This is a genomic window from uncultured Amnibacterium sp. (assembly GCF_964245895.1).
GTDB lineage: Bacteria > Actinomycetota > Actinomycetes > Actinomycetales > Microbacteriaceae > Amnibacterium.
Window position 1 is genome coordinate 1 of sequence record NZ_CAXTOQ010000084.1, and the last position, 14,305, is coordinate 14,305.

Genomic DNA, 14,305 nt, shown 5'->3' on the forward strand with positions numbered 1-14,305 from the left:
ATGCCGATCACGATCTCCGCGCTGCTCTGGGCGCTGCTGCTGGACACGAACGGGCCGGTCAACACCGTGCTCGGGTTCTTCGGATGGGCCCTGCCGCCCGACTGGCTGGGCGACTACCACATCGCCCTCGGGACCGTCATCTTCGTCGCGATCTGGCAGGCCAGCGGATTCACGATGCTGCTGATCCTCGGCGCGATGGAGGACGTCCCGGCCGAGCTGCACGACGCCGCTTCGCTGGACGGGGCGACCTCCCTCCGCAGGCTGGTGTCGATCGTGCTGCCGCACATCCGGGGCACCGTCGCGACCGTCACGGTGGTGCAGTTCGTCGGGCTGCTGAAGGCGTTCGACATCGTGTTCGCGCTGACCAAGGGGGGCCCGGGCGGGTCGACCGACGTCTTCGGCACCTACCTCACGCAGAAGGCGTTCGCGGAGGGGCAGTACGGGTACGGGTCGGCGATCGCCGTGGCGATGACCGTGCTGCTGCTCGTCATCAACTTCGTGATCTACCGACGACTGCTCGGCAAGGAGGACTGATGACGTCAGCACTCGAACGCGACGAGGCGGTCGCGACGCGCGTGACCCGGCGCACCCCGACGCACTCCGGACGAGGGGCGCGCATCGGCCGACTCGTCGGCACGATCGCGATGGTGCTCTGCGCAGCGCTCACCGCGGTGCCCCTGCTCCTCCTCGCCGCGAACGCGCTCAAGACGAACGCGCAGATCGTCTCCAACCCGATCGCGCCGCCGGTGGTGCCGCAGCTCGGGAACTTCAGCGACGCGTGGCAGGGCGGAGCCTTCGGCGACCCGCTCAGCGTCTCCTTCGCCAACAGCGTGATCGTGACGGTGCTGACCACGATCGTCGTCACCGTGCTCGCGGCGCTCGCCGGCTACGCGCTCGGGACCATCCGGTTCCGGGGCGAGGGCCTGGTCACCCAGACGGTCCTCGTGCTGCTCGCGATCCCGGTGCAGGCGACGCTGATCCCGATCTTCGACCAGCTGGGCAACTGGGGGCTGCGCAACACCTACCTCGGCATCGTGCTCGTCTACGTCGCCTTCTGGATGCCGTTCAGCATCCTGCTGATGCGTGCCGCGTTCCGCGGGTTCCCGGTCGAGCTGCTCGAGGCAGCACGGGTCGACGGGGCGGGCGAGGCACGCGTGCTGCGTGCCGTCGTGCTGCCGATCCTCAAAGGTCCGATCGCCGGCGTGGCGATCGTGAACGCGATCGGGATCTGGAGCGAGCTGCTGTTCTCCTACGTCCTGCTCACCGATCCCTCGATGCGCACGCTGCCGGCGGCGGTCATCGCGTTCCAGGGCGTCTTCACGACCGACTACCGCCTGCTGTACGCGGGTCTGCTGATCTCGGTGCTGCCGGTCCTGATCTTCTACGGCGCGCTGTCCCGTCTGATCCGGAAAGGCGTGAGCGCCGGCTCGTTCCGCTGATCCGGAGCGCCGTGGTCCCGCTGAGGTCGTACGACAGATCGTCCGCGGACGACCTGCGCAGCGCGGCGGACGGGGTCCGCTTCGTGGCGACGGAGAGCGATCCGATCGCCTCGACATCGTCGCGCCGCACGGGGGAACGGCAGCGTCCCGCCTCGCTCCGGATGGGCGCGCCGCCGATCGGAGCGCCCCGACGTCTCTGCAAGGCTTTTCAGGCATCTGCCATGCTGTCCGGCGCCGGACGCATGACGCATGACGTTCGACGGAGGACCCGATGACCGATCCGAGTGACACGCCAGCACCTCTGGACGGAGCGCAGCAGCGACCCCTCGTCCGAATCCGGGTCGACGCGACCAGGTGCACCGGGCCGGTGCACGGGGGAGCGACGGGGCTGCTGTACGGTCTCGGCGACCCCGGCGTGCCGTCCGCTGCGCTGATCGAAGGGGCACGTCCGCGCACGGTCGCGCAGCGTGCGCCCGAGGGCTCGCAGCACCCCACCGGCGACAGCATCGCGGTGGCCGACGGGTTCTTCGCCGCCGGGGGTCAGGAGGTGCTCGTCTACATGCAGGACGACTACGCCGAGTGGCCCTACGAGCAGCTCGGCATCGAGGACTACCTGACGCGCGTGCGCCGGATGGTCGCCCGAGTCGCGCAGCGCGCCGATCACGCCCGGTTCGCCTGGGTGCCGTTCAACGAGCCCGACTGGATCTGGTACGGGGACTGGGCGGCGGACCGGGAGCGTTTCTTCGCGGACTGGACCGCCGTCGTCCGCGAGATCCGGGCGCTGCTGCCGGAGGCGCGTGTCGTGGGGCCGAACGAGATGCGGTTCGATCCGCAGCGCCTGCGCGACTTCCTGGGCTGGGCCGACGGCGAGGGCCTGCTACCCGACGTGATGAGCTGGCACGAGCTGACGCCGGACGGCTTGCGCGACTACCGGGGGCACCACGCGACCTACCGTGCCATCGAGAAGGAGCTGGGCATCGGTCCGCTGCCGATCAACATCGACGAGTACGGCAACCGCCGGGACTTCTCGGTGCCGTCACGGGTGCTCCGGTGGGTGGCGATGTTCGAGGAGACCAAGGTCGACGCGGACATGGCGTACTGGACGTTCGCCGGCAACCTCGATGACCACGCGGTGCGGAGCACGGAGGCGAACGGCGGGTGGTGGCTGCTCAAGTGGTACGCCGATCTCACCGGCGAGACGGTGTCGGTCGGCGGCGATGGGGCCGTCGAAGCGCTCGCCGTGCTCGACGAACCGCGACGCCAGATCACGATCCTCGTCCCCGGCGCGGACGCCCCGGCCGATCTGGATGTCCTGCTGCCCCGGGCAGATCCGTTCGGCCGGGCGGTCGACGTCGCCCGCAGCACCGTGTCGTGGACCGGCTACGAGGGGGCGGCCGTGCAGCCCCGCGTGGTGGCCCGTCATCGGACGACGACAGCGGGGCCGCTGCGCATCCGCGTCCCCGGCGGCGACCCGTTGGCGGTGCACCGCTTCGTGATCACGCCCGCCGAGGTCGCCGTGGACACGCCCGCCGCGGACGATCGCCGCAGCTACCTGGCGCAGGACGCGACGGTGGTGCACACCGAGCTGCGCCCGCAGGACACCGACCCTCAGCAGTACGCGGCTTCCGGCACTCGTGACGTCGGACCGCTCGAGCACCCGGACAGCGCCGTGACGTTCGCGGTCGACGTGCCCGACCCGGGCGGGTGGCGATTCGCGATCGTCTACGCGACGGGGAAGAGCCCGAGTCGCCAGCGGTTGCTCGTGGACGGGGTGCCGGTGGCGGACGTCTCCTACCCCGGCACGCTGACGACGGACTATCGGGGTCGGGTCGAGCTGGACGTCGAGCTGTCGGCGGGGACGCACGAGGTGGCCCTCCGGCCGGCCATCGGCGCCGGATGGCCGGCGGTCGCCATCGACCGCCTCGAGGTCCTACGCCCGCGACCGGCTGCGGTCGTGCTCGGCGCGCGCGACGGTCGCCTCGGGGCGGGCGCCGAGCTCGTCTCCGGCGACACCCTGCGTCCGGCGGTCGTGCGGCTCGCGGCGGGGGCGGACGTGCGATTCTTCCTGGCTGCCGAGGAGTCCGGCTATCACGACATCACGCTGGTCGCACTGGCGGCAGAGGCCGTTCTGACGCTGCGCATCGGCGACCGCGCGGCGGTGCGGGCAGCTCGGCCGGCTGCCGACCGGGAGACTCGTGCACGGGTGCACCTGCCGAAGGGTGTCTCCCGGATCGAGGTAGCCGTGGACTCCGGTGCGCTCGATCTCGTCGCGCTGCGGATCGAGCCTGTGGCCGACGATGGGCGGTTCCCGTGGGTCGCCGTGCCGGAGGACGCGGTCGATGCTCACGGCCGACTCGGAGCCCTGGTGCTCACCGCCGACCATCGATCAGCGGAAGGGCCGCTCGACCTGGTCCTCCGGTACAGCAACGCCGCGGTGCGGGGCGATCATGAGTACAACACCGATGTCGTCTCCGCACGGGCTGTGCTGCGGGTCGACGACGTCGACGCGGGCGTGGTCCATCTCGGGCCGACGCATTCGTGGGCGAACACCGCCGAGCGGTCGGTACCCGTCGATGTCGCGGGCCGGGAGACGATCGCGTTGGTCGGCCTCGATCCGGCTCCGGGCCTGATCGCGTTCCGCCTGCTGCCGTTCGTCCGCTCGCACGGGTTCGAGCCCGCCGCGCCGTGATCCCGGCGGGGCGGCGTCCATCCTGATCCGACTACGGCGCCGACTGCGATGATGCCGAGGCGACGGATGCCGAGCGCACCGGGGCGGGGAGATCCAGCACCGTCGAGTTCCTGAGCAGCCATCGGAGATAGCTCACACCGAGGCGCGTCCGACCGAGGCCGTCGAGGGGGTCCCAGCCCAGGACCCCCGCGACCAGGTCGAGTCGAGCCTGCATCGTGCTGTGGTGGACCCCCGCACGACGAGCGGCCTCGCGGACCGTCGCCGAGCGGATCAGGGCGTCGAGGGTCGCGATCGCCCAGCCGTGCTCGCCGACCTGGTCGAGCGCGGCCAGGTCGGGGTCCTCATCGCCCTCGGTCGCATCGCTGAGCAGCTGGATGAGACCGCCGTACTCGTCGGCGTGCACGCGGCTGATCGACGGCGGGTCGCAGAGCCGCAGAGCGACGAGCGCTGCGGTGAAGGACCGATCGAGGTGCTCGAGGGTGGCTGAGGTGCCCACACCGAGCGGCGACGCGACGGGATCGGGTGCCTCCGCGGTCACGATGAGGACGTGGATCGGGCCGAACCGGGTCGGGACCACATCGGCGGGTGCTTCGGGGCGTGTGGTCCAGACGGCGAAGAGCGGCGCGGCGTCCACCCGGTAGCGTCGGCCGGGGACGAGGCCGAGTCCGACCGCCGCCACCGACCGGACCTCGGTCGAGCTCGCCGGATCGATCGCCAGATCCAACGCTCGGCGGGCCTCGCCGCCGTGGACCAGCCCGTGCCGGATCCGCACGGCGAGCGCGAGACGCTCGAGGATGATCGCGTCGTGGGTGCCCTGTGCGCCGTCCCGCTCGAGCCACACGTGCATGCCCGCGCTCGCGGATCGAGTCGGCCAGCCGTCCGTTCGCGGAGCGGAGGGGAGCATCCCGCCTGTCGGGTCGACGCGAGTGGTGCGGCGGCTTCGATCGTCGGTGAAGCCGGCCACGCAGCCCGCCAGTGCTGCCGCTGCGGCGAGCAGTGCTCTGGTGTTCACCATGCCGACCACCAGCTCGTCGAAGCAGGCGATCACCCTGAGACCGAGGCTCGCGTCTGCGTCGAGCCTGGCGATGCGACCGAGGAGTTCCTGCACAGCGTCCTTGTCAGCAGGTTCGAGCAGAGGCCCTGATCAGTCGGCCAGCACAGCGCCGACCCAGTCCGACCGTGCCTGGATCATCCCACGGGCGAGGCGGGTGTGCGGAGCGAAGATGTCGAACGCGTGGAAGCCGCCGGACCACACGTGCAGCTCCGCGTCCCCGCCAGCGGCCCAGATGCGTTCGGCGTAGTCGATCGCCTCGTCGCGGAAGATCTCAGCGGCACCGACGTCGATGAAGGCGGGCGGGAGGGCGGAGAGATCCGCGGCACGGGAGGGAGCCGCGTACGGAGAGACATCCGGACCGCCGCGGCCCGCGCCGAGCGACGCGGTCCAGCCCGTCTCGTTGCTGACCCGGTCCCAGACGCCGACGCCGTCGAACTGCGCGGTGGAACCCGTCGCACCGCGGTCGTCGAGCATCGGGTAGTCGAGCACCTGACCGATGATCGCCGGCCCGCCGCGGTCCCGCGCCGCGAGCGCCAGTCCCGCCGCCAGGCCACCACCCGCGCTCGCTCCCATGACCAGGACGCGATCCCGTCGCAGCCGGTTCCGACCTGCGTGGAGGGCGATCCATCGGAGCGCCGCGTAGACGTCCTCGCGCGCGTATGGGTCCGGGTGCTCGGGGGCGAGACGGTACTCCACGGTCAGGACCGCGACCCCGATGGTCCGGATCCACTCGATCGCGGTCTCGATGCCGCTGAACCGGTCGCCGAACATCAACCCGCCGGAATGGATGTACAGCAACACGGGCAGGTCCCGATCGTCGCCCCGAGGGCGCAGCAGCGAAAGTCGGATGCCGCCGCCGCCATGGCCGGCGCACTCGTGGTCGGTCCTCGTGATCCCGGCCTCCTCGAAGTCGTCCTCGAGCCGCCCCGACGCGTACGTCGTCCTCATGAAGCCGATCAGGTCGGGCGTGATCGTGGGCGGGAACATCCCGCCCACGATCGCCAGGCTGGCACGCAGCTCCGGGTCGAACCTCGGCCTCGCCGTTCCTGTCGTCATCCTCGCCTCCGTCGTCCGATCTGCTGAACGACGTCCAGCCTCGTCAGAGCGCCGAGTAGAGCGCCTGCTCGAAGTCGCCGTACATCTTCCACGCTGTGTGCTCCTCGACGAAGGGGAGCGAGTTCGTGTAGATCGAGGCGCAGATGCCGGAGGCGCGGTCGACGAAGAAGTGGGTGTTGAACAGGCCGGCCCACGCCCCGGTACCCGCCCGGCGACCACCCGGCACGTCCTTCGTCGTCAGCAGCAACCCGTAGCCCCATTTCCGGCCCGGACCGGCCAGGAAGGAGTCCGTGGTCGCAGGATCCGCGGTCGGGATCACCTCCGGCACGTCCAGGTCGCCGATCTGGTTCTGGAACGCCGCGTCGACCGTCTCCCGCCGCAGGATCCGTTCGCCGTCGAGCTCACCGCCGCGCAGCAGCGCCTGCTCGAACCGGATGTAGTCCCGCGGCGTGGAGTAGAGCCCGTGTCCGCCGGCGAACCACTCGGGCTCCTGGTTCAGGATGTCGCCCGCCGAGACCCAGCCGGCGTCGCTCGGGACGTGGACGCTGACCTCGTTGCGCTTCCGCTCCGCGTCGAGGATGAACATCGTGTCGTTCATCCTCAACGGATCCGTGATGCCCTGCGCTACCAGCTGGTCCAGGGTCGACCCGCCGACCGCCTCGGTGACGCGGCCAAGCCAGTCGGTGTTGATGCCGTACTCGAATCGAGTGCCGGGGTCGGCCACGAGCGGTGCGCGCAGTGCGTCGAGCCTGCCGGGAACCACGTTGGGCAGCCCCGTGAGCGCCTCGTACCGGACCATCTCGGCGTTCCAGAACCAGTAGGTGAGACCGGAGGTGTGGGTGATGAGCTGCTTCACCGTCGCCTTCGACCTCGGAGCACGCAGTCTGGGGCTGTCGCCGTCGAACCCCTCGAGCACCTGCAGATCGCCGAACTCCGGCCGGTAGCTCTCCACCGGGGCGTCGAGGTCGAGCTCGCCCCGCTCCACCTGCTGCAGCGCCACCGCGGTCACGATCATCTTCGTCATCGACATGATCCGGAACTGCGTCGATGTGCCCACAGGAGTCTCGTCGACGCCGACCGTCCGGACGCCCGCGGCGCCCTCGTACACGATTCCGTCCGTATCGGCGGCGATCGCTGCCACGTGCGGCACCGCGCCGCTCGCCACGGCATCGCGGAGCACCGCGTCGATGGCGCTGCCGTCGATGCCGGTCGAATGGGTCCTGTCGAGCACGTCGCTCATCGCATCCTCCTCGTTGAGAACTCGCGCTCGATCGGCGCGGCCACGACAACGATCGCGCGGTGAGCACGCTTCGGCACCGGCCGATCGGTCGCAAGTCGCGCTGTTCTTCCCGCCGTCTGGCGGGTCCGCCGCGGACGAGAGCGCGCGAGCCCGCTCGAAGCGTGTGCCCGCTCGCAGAAGACCGCGATGTTCGAGCAGACCGAGGTCGATGCGGACATGGCGCGCGACCGATCTCGACGAACGTCGCGCTCCGGGGATGCGGTCGTTCGAAGCGGAGTCGCAATACGTGATCGGCGACGTCGTCCGTCGCCTCGACGACGTCTCGCACGAGTACGCGGCCTCCCGCGGACACAGCGGTCGGCCCCTCGCCGCACGGTCCTGGCGGGGTCGGGCCGGCGTGTGCTCGCAGAGGTGCCGCTCAGCGAGGTCAGGCGCTGGAAACGGCTGCGCAGTCACGAGGGGTCGTCACGGGGTGCTCGACCGCTTCAGGGGGATGAGCCGCGCGAAGACCGCGATCGCGATCGCGATCGTGGTCACATGCATCGAGGCCAGCGTCAGGACGGGCGCCAGACCGGTCGCGTCGACCGTCGCTGCGGCCAGGATCGCGTCCGGCACGAACGACACGACGAGGAGGATCGGGGCGAGCACCCGGATGACGCGGCGCGGCTGCTTCGCGCGGCGATCGATGAGGGTCCATCCGATCGCCCCGAAGATCGATGCGAGCACCGACAGCGAGACGGGTGTGGCCGGCATCAGCTGCATCGTCTGCGGCACTCCTGCGGCGACCGCGATCACGGCGATCGCCGCGTCGACAGCGGAGGTGAGCACCGCGGCGACCAGCGCCGCGAGCGCGATGCGACCGCCGCCGGCCCTGGTTCGAAGCGTGGTCGTCGTCATGGTCGGGTGGTCCTTCCGAAGGGCGTCAGAAACATGCGCGTTCATGTTCTCACAGGTCGGGACGGATCGCATGCCCCCCTTTCCGGCGCTCACGCGGTGACTTCGACGGCGAGCGCCGAGAGCCGGTCCTCGCCCTCCTCCTCGTGGCCGGTGATCGTGACCACCGAGTCGTGGTGCACGACGACGAACTGGCCGTAGCGGCCCTCGAGCCGCCAGGCGTCCCCGGGACCGGCCCAGGTGGCGAGTCCGTAGCGGTCCATGGGCGGCGGCCTGCCCGTGTCGATCCAGGAGGCGTGCAGGCCGTCGATCCATGCCGGGTCGACGATGCGGCGGTCGCGCCGGCGTCCGCGGTCGAGCAGCAGGTCGCCGATCCGCGCCACCTCCTCGGTGCGCAGCTCCAGGCCGGTGCCGCCGATGATCCACCCGAGGGGGCACCGGTGCCACTGCGGGTTGTCGATCTCGAGGGGCTCGAACAGGCGAGGGATCAGCCAGTCCCGCACGTCGCCGGCGCGCGCGCCGAGCATCCGCATCGCCACGTAGGTGCTCGCGTCGGAGTACTGGAACCTCCCGCTGACGGCGGGGTGGGAGAGCATCTCGGCAGCGAGGTCCGGCCATGGCACCGGCTGGTGCCCGAACCAGGGGAAGTCGATGCCGCTGGTCATGGTCAGCAGCTGCCGCAGCGTCACCGGCTCGACGGCGTTCCCGGAGACGAGTTCGGGCAGCACCTCGCCGACCGTGGTGTCGAGCGCGAGCAGGCTCTCCTCGATCGCGATCCCCGTCGCGATCGCGCACACGCCCTTGGACAGCGAGTACAGGTTCTCGCGGTCATCGCTGCGCCACCGGTGCGATGCCGTGTCGGCGCCGATCCGGACCGTGACCCCGTACACACCGAGGTGCTCGTCGTCGACTGCACGGACGAACCGGTCGAGCGCGGCAGCAGCAGTCGTCACGAGATCTCCTCCGTCGGGGCAGGAACCCCGGACCGGGTCCACCACGGAAGAACGCTGCCAGCAGAGCATGGGAGACCCACGAGGACGTGCAGCCGCCGGTCAGCGCGGTGCCGGTGCTCAGCCGAGCAGGGCGCGGGCTCGGCGTGCGGGCCCACTGCGGTCGACTTCGTGATGGTCAGGAAAGCTGACGGTATCGTCCAGCGATGGAGCTCTCGGACGAGCGTTCGGCGGAGGACCAGTGGTGGGAGCGGGTGGGCATGTCCGTCCTGCTGCGGGCCGCCTTCAGCTCCTACGGCGACGTCGTGCGGACGTCCCTCGCCGAGGCGGGGTTCGACGACCTGTCGCGGAACGGGGCGTACGTCATCGGCGCCGTCGCGTGCGGCTCGCTCTCGGTGCGGCAGCTGCCGTCGGCGCTGGGCGTCACGAAGCAGTCGTTCAGCCAGCTGCTCGACACCCTCGTGCTGCGCGGCTACGTCGCGCGCGACGTCGATCCTGAGGACCGACGTCGGCTGCGCCTGACCCTGACCGATCGCGGCACTCGGCTGTCCGAGCTGCTCGACCGATGCGCCAGCCGCAGCGATTCGGCGCTGCTCGACCTGGTCGGCGAGCGGGAGCAGATCGCGACGACCCGCCGGGTGCTCGCGCGGATGACCGAGATCCCGATCGACCTCGCCCTGGAACGATGAACGGATCGGCTGCCGCCTCCGGCGTCGCGGCGTGCGTCCGGTAGCACACGTCCTGGATGACGGCGCAGGCTGTGCTCGCCCCGCATTCGAGCTGGACGGACGGCCCCGTCCGGTGGGCCTGGTCGGCCGACGGGCGAAGCCTGCACGGCGTGTTCCCGCAGGAGACGCCGCCCGACGTCGTGCGCCGCGCCGTCGAGGCCGCCGACGCCCTCGGTGCGGTCGAGGTCTCGGTCTGGTCGGAGGTGGACGTCGCGCGCCCCGAGCTCGAGCGCCTCGGGTTCCAGGTCGGCTGGCAGCCGTGCTGGATGGTCGCGCCGGCGTCCGGCTTCGACGCCGCTCCGGTGCGCCTCTCCGGGCGCGCCCGGCTATCGGTACGGGCAGGGGCCCGTGAGGCGCGCCTGCAGCCGCTGCTGTCCCGCGACGACACCTGGCGGGGGGAGGCGCGCCAGGGCGGTCGTTCCGCGGGGCGAGCCTGGCTGCACCTCAGCGGAGACGTCGCCGGGCTCTACGACATGGGGGTCCGGCCCCGCTTCCGCCGGTCGGGCCTCGGCCGCGACCTCGTCACGCTGCTCGGCGCGACCGTCTTCGAGCACCGCGCCGAGCGGATCACGCTCAACGCCACGCCCGACGGCGAGCACCTCTACCGCGCGTGCGGCTTCACCGGCGTCGGCGTCGGACGGACCTGGTGGCGGCTGCTCCGCGACCACCGCACCGGGGAGCGGCTCTGACCCGCGAGCGCGGGCCGGACTCGGCCGCCTCCCTGGCGCCCATCCGCGAGGTCAACGCCGCGGTCTGACCGGCTCGGTTCACGCCGAAGCGGCGGCCAGGTGGGCCCGCAGCGCCCGCACCAGGAGGCGGTGGTCCTCCACCTGGGGCAGCCCGGAGGCGGCCACGGTCCCGACCGGTCCCGCTCCGTGCACGATCACGGGGAAGCAGCCGCCCGCCGCGGCGAAGCGCGCGGGGTCGAGGCCCGTCGCCTGCTCGAAGGTGGTGCCGCGCTCGCGCCACAGCTGCCCGACCGCCAGCGAGCTGGTCCCGAACCGTTCGACCACCCGGACCTTCCGGCGGATCCAGTGGTCGTTGTCCGAGGAGGAGCCCGGCAGCCCCGCATGGAACACCTGCTGCCTGCCGCGGCGGATGTCGACCGCGACCGGCAGCCCGTCCGCGCGAGCCAGCTCGACGAGGCGCAGCCCGAGCGCCCACGCGTCGTCGTAGGTGAACGACGGCAGCTGCAGCTCCGCCTCCTCGGCGACCAGCTCGTCGTACGCCGGGAACCCGTCCATGCCGTCCATCTGCGCACCGTAGCCCGGGCGGATGCTGCTCGGCTGCAGTCGAGTCCGATCAGACCGCGCTGCGCTGCGCTGCGCTGCGTCGTGCTCGGCGTGGAGGGAGCCCGAGACCGCTTCGCGCGATGGATTCCGCTGTGAGCGAACCGCCGTCTCAAGCAGCGCATTTGTCCTGCTGAAGCGTGGATTTCACGGACCCGGTGTCGGACCCCTGTGATCGGATACCTCCATGGACGAAGCCGCCGATCTGACCGCCGCGGTCGCGGCGGTCGCCGCGGTGCGCGACCGGTTCTTCGCCGCGACCGGGGAGGAGCTGCTGGCGGATCTGGATGCGATCGAGCGGCTCGGGCGGATGGTCGACGGGTTGCGGGTGCGGGCCGCGGCGGAGGTCGAGCACCGCTCCCGCCCGATCCTCGGAACGACCTCCCTCGCGTTCACGCACGGGGCGAAGGACGGGGTCCAGCTCGTGCAGCAGGTCGCTCGGGTGCATCACCGGGAGGCCGCGCGGAGGATCGGGCTCGGCACCGCGCTCGCCCACCGGCGTGGGCTGCTCGGCGAGACCCTGCCCGGCCGGCTCCCGGCTCTGACCGACGCGGTCACCGCGGGCACGGTGGGCCTGGACGCCGCGCGGGTGGTCGTGGAGACGGTGAAGGAGGTTCGGTTCCGCGCCGACGCGGACGGGGTCACGGCGATGGTCGAGTCGTTGGTGCACGCCGCGCAGGTCGCCGACCTGGACACCGTCAAGGAGATCGCCGCCGACTGGCGCCTCGCGCTCGACCCCGACGGGGTCGCACCGGCGCAGCGCCAGCGGCAGCGAAGCCGATCCCTGAAGATCGGGGACACCCTCGCCGACGGCACGACGCGGGTGTCGATGGTGATGCTGCCCGAGCATCTGGCGGTGCTGCGGGAGTACCTGCAGTCCCGCCGCCGGTCGACGCCGCTGGTGCGGACCGAGCCGGGCAGCGAGCAGCCGGGGGAGCCGCTGGAGCCGGAGTGGCGGGAGACGCCGGACCCGGACACGGGAGACGCGCGGTCGCGGGCGCAGCAGGATTACGACACCGCCGTCGGCGGCTTCGGGCTCGCCGCCCGGGCCGAGGCGGCCGGCTTCGGCGGCACCACGACGACGCATCAGGTGGTGATCACGGTCACCGCGGACGAACTCCTCCGACGGGAGGGCCAGGGGTGGGCCGCGGGGATCATGGCCGGCCTGCCGATGCCGACGGTCGAGCAGGTGACCTGCGACGGGGAGACGCGCCTGCAGGTGCACGGCCCGAACGGGGAGCCGCTGTTCCTGTCGAGGGGCCACCGGGTGTTCTCACCCGCGCAGAAGCTCGCACTCGTCGTGGCGGCGGGCGGCCGGTGCGAGTACCCCGGCTGCAGGGTCCCGCACCCCTACCTCGAGGCCCATCACGTCGAGTGGTTCCAGCGCGACGGCGGTCGGACGCACATCGACAACGGGATCATGCTCTGCTCCTACCACCACCATCTGATCCACGCCCCGGACTGCCCCGTCGAGATCCGCCGCTCTGACGGCGACCTCTTCGTCGTGCCGAAGGCCTGGACCGCACCACCGGGCCCCGAGCACCGGCGACGACAGCATCCCGACATCGCCCGGGGACGGATCCGACGGGCGTCGGCCCCCTGGTGGTCCGCGGAACGCCGACCCGATCTGCTCCGCCCGCCCCGAGAACCCGCCGACTGATCGCGGCGGTGGGTCTCGCGCGGTTGTCTACTGTCGGAACCGGGCGTCCGCTCGCCCGCAGGACCGGAAGGCGTCGTGTGACTCTCGATCTCGAGCGGCTCCGTGCCGCGTTCCCCTCCCTCCGCTCCGGGATCGCCCACTTCGACGGTCCAGGCGGCACGCAGACGCCTGCCGCCGTCGGCGACGCGATCGCTCGTGCCCTGACGGGACCGCTGAGCAACCGCGGCCACGCGGTGGAGTCGGAGTCGAACGCCGAGACCGCGATCAGCGCGTTCAGGCAGGCCTACGGCGACCTGCTGCACGTGCCCGCGGACGGCGTCGTGTACGGCCGCAGCGCCACGCAGCTCGCCTACGACTTCTCCCGCCACCTCGCCAAGGGGTGGGGCGCCGGGGACGAGGTCGTCGTCAGCCGGCTGGACCACGACTCGAACATCCGCCCGTGGGTGCAGGCCGCCGAGCGCGCCGGGGCCACGGTCCGGTGGCTCCCGTTCGATGCGGCGACCACGGAGCTGGACCTGACCGGTCTCGACGAGATCATCACGGCCCGGACGCGGCTGGTGGCGGTGACCGCCGCCTCGAACCTGCTCGGCACCATGCCTCCGGTCCGGGAGATCGCGGACCGCGCCCACGCGGTCGGCGCGCTGGTCTACGTCGACGGCGTGCACTTCGCGGCCCACGCGCACGTGGACGTGCCGGCGCTCGGTGCGGACCTCTTCGCGTGCTCGCCGTACAAGTTCCTCGGACCGCACTGCGGGGTGCTCGCCGCGGACCCGGCGCTGCTCGAGACGATCCGGCCCGACAAGCTGCTGCCGTCCACGGACGTCGTCCCCGAGCGGTTCGAGTTCGGCACGCTGCCCTACGAGCTCATGGCCGGAGCCACGGCCGCGGTGGAGTTCCTCGCCGCCCTCGACCCCGGCGGTGCCACCGAGCGCCGGGATCGCCTCGGCGCGTCGAAGGCCTCCATCCACCAGCACGAGCACGCGCTGCGGTCCCGCCTTGAGACCGGGCTCGCCGCGCTGGGCGACCGGGTGACGGTGCACTCGAGAGCCGCGGAGCGGACCCCGACGGTGCTGCTGAGCCACCCGGGTCGCTCCTGCCGCGACGCGTACCTGTTCCTCGCCGAACGAGGCGTGCTCGCGCCGGCTGGCTCCTTCTACGCCATCGAGCCGTTCCGGGCGCTGGGGCTCCCGGACACGGCGGCCCTGCGCGCCGGGATCGCGCCGTACACCTCCGAGGACGACGTCGATCGGCTCGTCGACGGCCTGGCGGCGTTCGTCGGCGCCTGAGGCGGGAGGGGGCCGCGGCC

The 14,305-nt window shown here is 71.8% G+C and carries 13 protein-coding genes; 7 read left to right on the top strand and 6 right to left on the bottom strand.

What is annotated here, in order from left to right; all coding sequences use genetic code 11:
* The 3 genes from ACFE60_RS11925 to ACFE60_RS11935 form a co-directional block, all read left to right on the top strand.
* A partial coding sequence (locus ACFE60_RS11925; RefSeq protein ID WP_375389079.1) for a carbohydrate ABC transporter permease occupies positions 1-534 on the top strand: 534 nt, incomplete at its 5' end.
* Complete coding sequence (locus ACFE60_RS11930; protein ID WP_375389080.1) at positions 534-1,439, top strand: carbohydrate ABC transporter permease; 906 nt, start codon at positions 534-536, stop codon at positions 1,437-1,439. The genes ACFE60_RS11925 and ACFE60_RS11930, both read left to right, overlap by 1 nt.
* 271 nt (positions 1,440-1,710) lie before the next feature.
* Positions 1,711-4,128, top strand: a complete 2,418-nt coding sequence (locus tag ACFE60_RS11935) for a CBM35 domain-containing protein (protein ID WP_375389081.1) — start codon at positions 1,711-1,713, stop codon at positions 4,126-4,128.
* Between the two features lie 31 nt (positions 4,129-4,159).
* On the opposite strand, the gene ACFE60_RS11940 is transcribed toward ACFE60_RS11935, so the two are convergent.
* From ACFE60_RS11940 to ACFE60_RS11960, 5 genes are all read right to left on the bottom strand, one after another.
* Entirely contained in the window at positions 4,160-5,236 is a 1,077-nt protein-coding gene (locus ACFE60_RS11940) for a helix-turn-helix domain-containing protein (protein ID WP_375389082.1), read from the bottom strand.
* A 36-nt stretch (positions 5,237-5,272) separates the two neighbouring features.
* A complete protein-coding gene (locus tag ACFE60_RS11945) occupies positions 5,273-6,238 on the bottom strand; it encodes an alpha/beta hydrolase (protein WP_375389083.1) in 966 nt (321 codons plus the stop codon).
* A gap of 43 nt (positions 6,239-6,281) precedes the next feature.
* Entirely contained in the window at positions 6,282-7,478 is a 1,197-nt protein-coding gene (locus tag ACFE60_RS11950) for a serine hydrolase domain-containing protein (RefSeq protein WP_375389084.1), read from the bottom strand.
* A gap of 465 nt (positions 7,479-7,943) precedes the next feature.
* Positions 7,944-8,375: a DUF6069 family protein gene (locus ACFE60_RS11955; protein WP_375389085.1), complete on the bottom strand. Its 432-nt coding sequence runs from the start codon at positions 8,373-8,375 to the stop codon at positions 7,944-7,946.
* 89 nt (positions 8,376-8,464) lie between these two features.
* Positions 8,465-9,325 carry a serine hydrolase domain-containing protein gene (locus tag ACFE60_RS11960; protein WP_375389086.1) on the bottom strand — a complete coding sequence of 287 codons (861 nt, stop codon included), beginning with the start codon at positions 9,323-9,325 and terminating at the stop codon, positions 8,465-8,467.
* Positions 9,326-9,528: 203 nt separating this feature from the next.
* Between ACFE60_RS11960 and ACFE60_RS11965 the strand changes: the two genes are divergently transcribed.
* Both ACFE60_RS11965 and ACFE60_RS11970 read left to right on the top strand, forming a co-directional pair.
* Positions 9,529-10,011 carry a MarR family winged helix-turn-helix transcriptional regulator gene (locus ACFE60_RS11965; RefSeq protein ID WP_375389087.1) on the top strand — a complete coding sequence of 161 codons (483 nt, stop codon included), beginning with the start codon at positions 9,529-9,531 and terminating at the stop codon, positions 10,009-10,011.
* A 56-nt stretch (positions 10,012-10,067) separates the two neighbouring features.
* Positions 10,068-10,739, top strand: a complete 672-nt coding sequence (locus tag ACFE60_RS11970) for a GNAT family N-acetyltransferase (protein WP_375389088.1) — start codon at positions 10,068-10,070, stop codon at positions 10,737-10,739.
* A 78-nt stretch (positions 10,740-10,817) separates the two neighbouring features.
* On the opposite strand, the gene ACFE60_RS11975 is transcribed toward ACFE60_RS11970, so the two are convergent.
* A complete protein-coding gene (locus ACFE60_RS11975) occupies positions 10,818-11,303 on the bottom strand; it encodes a heme-degrading domain-containing protein (RefSeq protein WP_375389089.1) in 486 nt (161 codons plus the stop codon).
* A 223-nt stretch (positions 11,304-11,526) separates the two neighbouring features.
* On the opposite strand from ACFE60_RS11975, the gene ACFE60_RS11980 reads away from it, so the two are divergent.
* Both ACFE60_RS11980 and ACFE60_RS11985 read left to right on the top strand, forming a co-directional pair.
* A complete protein-coding gene (locus tag ACFE60_RS11980) occupies positions 11,527-12,999 on the top strand; it encodes a DUF222 domain-containing protein (RefSeq protein ID WP_375389090.1) in 1,473 nt (490 codons plus the stop codon).
* 77 nt (positions 13,000-13,076) lie between these two features.
* Entirely contained in the window at positions 13,077-14,285 is a 1,209-nt protein-coding gene (locus ACFE60_RS11985) for a cysteine desulfurase-like protein (protein ID WP_375389091.1), read from the top strand.
* Positions 14,286-14,305 lie beyond the last annotated feature (20 nt).

Excerpts from the sequence above, each read along its gene's own strand:
- ACFE60_RS11950 (WP_375389084.1), bottom strand. The coding sequence starts at position 7,478 with ATGAGCGACGTGCTCGACAGGACCCATTCGACCGGCATCGACGGCAGC.
- ACFE60_RS11945 (WP_375389083.1), bottom strand. The coding sequence starts at position 6,238 with ATGACGACAGGAACGGCGAGGCCGAGGTTCGACCCGGAGCTGCGTGCC.
- ACFE60_RS11965 (WP_375389087.1), top strand. The coding sequence starts at position 9,529 with ATGGAGCTCTCGGACGAGCGTTCGGCGGAGGACCAGTGGTGGGAGCGG.
- ACFE60_RS11970 (WP_375389088.1), top strand. The coding sequence starts at position 10,068 with ATGACGGCGCAGGCTGTGCTCGCCCCGCATTCGAGCTGGACGGACGGC.
- ACFE60_RS11975 (WP_375389089.1), bottom strand. The coding sequence starts at position 11,303 with ATGGACGGCATGGACGGGTTCCCGGCGTACGACGAGCTGGTCGCCGAG.
- ACFE60_RS11935 (WP_375389081.1), top strand. The coding sequence starts at position 1,711 with ATGACCGATCCGAGTGACACGCCAGCACCTCTGGACGGAGCGCAGCAG.
- ACFE60_RS11955 (WP_375389085.1), bottom strand. The coding sequence starts at position 8,375 with ATGACGACGACCACGCTTCGAACCAGGGCCGGCGGCGGTCGCATCGCG.
- ACFE60_RS11930 (WP_375389080.1), top strand. The coding sequence starts at position 534 with ATGACGTCAGCACTCGAACGCGACGAGGCGGTCGCGACGCGCGTGACC.
- ACFE60_RS11980 (WP_375389090.1), top strand. The coding sequence starts at position 11,527 with ATGGACGAAGCCGCCGATCTGACCGCCGCGGTCGCGGCGGTCGCCGCG.